The sequence below is a fragment of the Trebonia sp. genome, assembly GCF_049794275.1.
Lineage (GTDB): Bacteria > Actinomycetota > Actinomycetes > Streptosporangiales > Streptosporangiaceae > Trebonia.
This window is the reverse complement of sequence record NZ_JBARCR010001011.1, coordinates 1-4256: the sequence shown is the minus strand read 5'-3', so window position 1 is coordinate 4256 and position 4256 is coordinate 1. Positions and strand designations below refer to the sequence as shown.

Below are 4256 nucleotides of genomic sequence, written 5' to 3'. Positions count from 1 at the left end.
CGAGGACCTTCACACCGGTAGGCTGAACTCCCAGGAAACTGGCCAGGAGAGTCGTCCGGCAAGGGAGTCGGCATGCCACCGCTGAGGTCGCGCACGGTCACGCACGGCAGGAACATGGCGGGAGCGCGCGCACTGCTGCGCGCCACCGGGGTAGCCAGGGAGGACCTCGGCAAGCCCATCATCGCGGTGGCGAACAGCTTCACCGAGTTCGTGCCTGGCCACGTGCACCTCCAGGACGTCGGCCGGGTCGTCGCCGCCGCCGTCAAGGCGGCTGGCGCGATCCCCCGCGAGTTCAACACGATCGCGGTCGACGACGGCATCGCGATGGGGCACGGCGGCATGCTGTACTCGCTGCCGTCCCGTGAGCTGATCGCCGACTCGGTCGAGTACATGGTCAACGCGCACTGCGCGGACGCGCTGATCTGCATCTCCAACTGCGACAAGATCACGCCCGGCATGCTGATCGCCGCGATGCGGCTGAACATCCCCACCGTGTTCGTCTCCGGCGGCCCGATGGAGGCCGGCAAGGTGACGGCCGCCGCCCTCGAGGGCGGCGTCAGGAAGCTGGACCTCATCGACCCGATGGTGGCGTCCGCCGACCCGTCGGTGTCGGAAGACGAGCTCCTGACGATGGAGGAGAACGCCTGCCCGACCTGCGGATCCTGTTCGGGCATGTTCACCGCGAACTCGATGAACTGCCTGACCGAGGCGATCGGCTTGGCGCTGCCGGGCAACGGGACCACGCTCGCGACGCACGTCGCGCGCAAGGCCCTGTTCGAGAAGGCCGGCGCGGTGATCGCCGAGATAACCAGGCGGTACTACGACGACGGCGATGAGTCCGTGCTGCCGCGCTCGGTCGCCAGCAGGGACGCGTTCGAGAACGCGATGGCGCTCGACGTCGCGATGGGCGGCTCGACCAACACGATCCTGCACCTGCTGGCCGCCGCCCACGAGGGGGGCATCGACTTCGGGCTTAAGGAGATCGACGAACTGTCACGGCGGGTGCCGTGCCTGTGCAAGGTCGCCCCGTCGAGCTCGTACCACGTCGAGGACGTGCACCGGGCCGGCGGCATCCACACGATCCTCGGCGAGCTGGACCGGGCCGGGCTGCTCAACCGCACCGTGCACACGGTGCACGGGCAGCCGATCGCGGCCTGGGACCTGCGGTCGGGCGCCGCTTCCGACGAGGCGGTGGAGCTGTACCACGCCGCGCCCGGCGGGGTGCGGACCACGAAGGCGTACTCGCAGTCGGCTCGGTGGGCGTCGCTCGACCTCGACGCCGGGTCCGGGTGCATCCGCGACGTGGCGCACGCGTACACCGCCGACGGCGGGCTCGCCGTGCTGTACGGCAACCTGGCGCCGGACGGCGCGATCGTGAAGACCGCCGGGGTCCCCGAGGAGCTGCTCACCTTCAGCGGGCCGGCCCGGGTGTTCGAGTCGCAGGAGGATGCCGTGGACGGCATCCTCTCCGGCCGGGTGACGGCCGGCGACGTCGTGGTGATCAGGTACGAGGGCCCCCGCGGCGGGCCTGGCATGCAGGAGATGCTGTACCCGACGTCGTTCCTGAAGGGGAAGGGGCTCGGCCGGGCCTGCGCGCTGATCACGGACGGGCGGTTCTCCGGCGGGACTTCCGGGCTGTCGATCTGCCACATCGCCCCCGAGGCCGCCGCGGGCGGCGTGATCGCGCTCGTGGCGGAGGGCGACACGATCGTGATCGACATCCCGCGCCGGGAACTGCGGCTGGACGTGCCGGACGACGAGCTGCCGCGGCGGCGCGCCGCGCTGCTCGAGACGCTCGGCTCGTACCGGCCCGCTGACCGGCAGCGCCCGGTCAGCCCGGCCCTGCAGGTGTACGCGGCGCTGGCGACGTCGGCGGCGAGGGGCGCGGCACGGGATGTTTCTGTGCTCGCGCGGATCGCTTCGCCAGAGAAGTGAACCAGGGATTCGTCCGGGCGGCGCGGGCGTCCGACGCCCCTGAGCTGGCGCGCGTGCAGGTGGCGAGCTGGCGCGCGTCGTTCGCGGACGCGGTGCCAGACGACGTGCTCGCGGAGCTGACCAGCGCCGCCGCCGAGAAGCAGTGGACCGGGCGCTGGCTGGAGGCGATCACGACGCCGCCGACCAGCCGGCACCGGGTGCACGTGGCGGTCGACGACGGCAAGACCTCGGTCACGGGGTTCGCCGCCGCCGGGCCCGCCACCGACGGCGACTTGTGGCCGGCAACCGACGCGGAGCTGTACGAGCTGCACGTGCTGCCGGACGTGACCGGCCAGGGCCACGGTGGCCGGCTGCTGAACGCGGTCGCCGACACGCTCGCCGAGGACGGCTTCCGCACCGCGTACACGTGGGCGCTGTCGGCCGACGGCGGGCGCCTGGAGTTCCTCGAGGCGGCCGGCTGGGCGCCGGACGGGAGCCACAGCAACCTGGATATGGGCGTGCGAGTGCACGTGGTCCGGCTGCACACCTGGCTGTCGCCTGAGCCCGGCTGAGTCAGTCGCGTACGTTCCGAATAGGATCCATCAGTGGCAAACGCGCGCGAGTGGCTGGCGGGAACCCGGCCCCGAACCCTTCCTGCGGCAGTCGTCCCGGTCCTGATCGGCTCGGGGGTGGCGGCCGGCTACGGCGAGTTCTCGCTATGGCGGGCGGCGCTCGCGCTGGTCGTGGCGCTCGCGCTGCAAATCGGGGTGAACTTCGCCAACGACTACAGCGACGGCGTGCGCGGCTCAGACTCCGCCGAACGGCGAGTCGGGCCGATGCGGCTGGTCGGATCGGGGCTGGCGTCGCCTGGGCAGGTGAAACTGGCCGCGTTCGGCTGTTTCTTCGTGGCCTGCGGCGCGGGGCTGGCTCTCGCCGCGGTGACGTCCTGGTGGCTGGTGCTGGCCGGCGCGCTCGCGGTGCTCGCGGCCTGGTTCTACACCGGAGGGTCGCGGCCGTACGGCTACCGCGGGTTCGGCGAGGTTTCCGTGTTCGTCTTTTTCGGCGTCGCCGCCGTCGCGGGGACGGCATACGTGCAAATGGGCCGGCTGAGCTGGCTCGGGCTGGCGGCGTCCATTCCGGCCGGCCTGCTGTCCTGCGCGCTGCTCATGGTCAACAACCTGCGCGACATCCGCTCCGACGGCGAGTCAGGCAAGCGGACGCTCGCGGTGCGCATCGGGGACGCCCGCTCGCGTTCCGTGTACCTGCTGTTCTTGCTTGTGCCGTTCGCGCTGGCCGCGCTGATCGCCTTCGTCCGGCCGTTCTCCTTGCTCATGCTGTTGGCGCTGCCACTGGCGCTGGCTCCGGTGCGGGCCGTGCGGGGCGGCGCGTCCGGGCCGGCGCTGATCACGACGCTCGGCCAGACAGGCCGGCTGCAGCTGGCCTTCGGCCTGGCGTTCACCATCGGGCTCGCGATCCACGGCTAGCCGGTTTGGCCCCTGTCATCCGGTATGTCGACGATCATGCCTGAAACATCCAATGCAGCGAGGTTAATGCGCATCTAAATATTGTCCGGATATTACGTGCCGACTTATGACGACGCGATAACCTGCGAAGCGAATCCCTCGTTCGGGCGGAACCAAGCAATGGGAGGGACTTGGGTGGAGTACCGGGAGGCCGAGCTGCGAGAGGTCGTGCCGAGTGGCGTGCCGGATGACGACCCGGCGCGATTCCTGCGCGAACTGCGTCAGCTCCGGAACGGAGCAGGGCTCGAACACGTCGAACTCGCGGCACGCGCGCACTACCCGTGCGATGCCATCCTGGCGGCCGAGGCGGGCCCGGCGCTGCCTGACCTGCCGGTGCTTTCCGCCTACGTCCGGGGCTGTGGCGGCACCGTCACCGACTGGGAGGAACGGTGGCGGACGCTGACCCGGTCCCCGGCCCTGACGTTGCTGCCGACGCGGGATGCGGGAGGTTCTGACGCGGCGGCCGCGGGCGCGCGCATCGGATCGGTCAGCCTCGCTGCGGACGCCCACGACCCGGCGATCATCATGGCCGCCCTGGGGCGAGTCGCCAACGGCATCGCGCCCGAGCCCGCGCCGGCGCGCTCCCTCTTCACGCCGGCCTCAGCCGCCAAGGTAGCGGCCTCAGCCCCTCCGGTACTCGAACAGGCCTCAGTGTTCGCGGCTGCCCCTGCCGCTAGCTCGGCGCCCGCGGCTGCACCCGCCGCGAGCTCGGCGCCCTTCGCTAGCTCGGCGCCCGCCGTCAGCTCAAAGCCTCGCTCGCTCACGCCGGACCCGCCCGACGTGGCTGGCGCTACCGCCGCCCCGGGCGCTGCCCGGGTG

Annotated in this window: 4 protein-coding genes; all 4 read left to right on the top strand. The window is 71.5% G+C overall.

Annotated elements, in window-relative coordinates; all coding sequences use genetic code 11:
• Positions 1 to 72: 72 nt before the first annotated feature.
• Positions 73 to 1935: a dihydroxy-acid dehydratase gene (gene ilvD, locus WA805_RS25565; protein ID WP_422282621.1), complete on the top strand. Its 1863-nt coding sequence runs from the start codon at positions 73 to 75 to the stop codon at positions 1933 to 1935.
• Positions 1932 to 2486 (top strand): GNAT family N-acetyltransferase, encoded by a 555-nt coding sequence (locus WA805_RS25560; protein ID WP_422282619.1) that lies wholly within the window; start codon positions 1932 to 1934, stop codon positions 2484 to 2486. Before ilvD ends, WA805_RS25560 begins: the two co-directional genes overlap by 4 nt.
• Before the next feature lie 33 nt (positions 2487 to 2519).
• A complete protein-coding gene (locus WA805_RS25555) occupies positions 2520 to 3398 on the top strand; it encodes a 1,4-dihydroxy-2-naphthoate polyprenyltransferase (protein ID WP_422282617.1) in 879 nt (292 codons plus the stop codon).
• A 174-nt stretch (positions 3399 to 3572) separates the two neighbouring features.
• Positions 3573 to 4256 (top strand): helix-turn-helix domain-containing protein (locus WA805_RS25550; protein WP_425243614.1); only part of this gene is annotated, 684 nt, incomplete at its 3' end.

Bases quoted from the DNA above. Each gene is read 5' to 3' on its own strand.
- ilvD (WP_422282621.1), top strand. From the start codon at position 73: ATGCCACCGCTGAGGTCGCGCACGGTCACGCACGGCAGGAACATGGCG.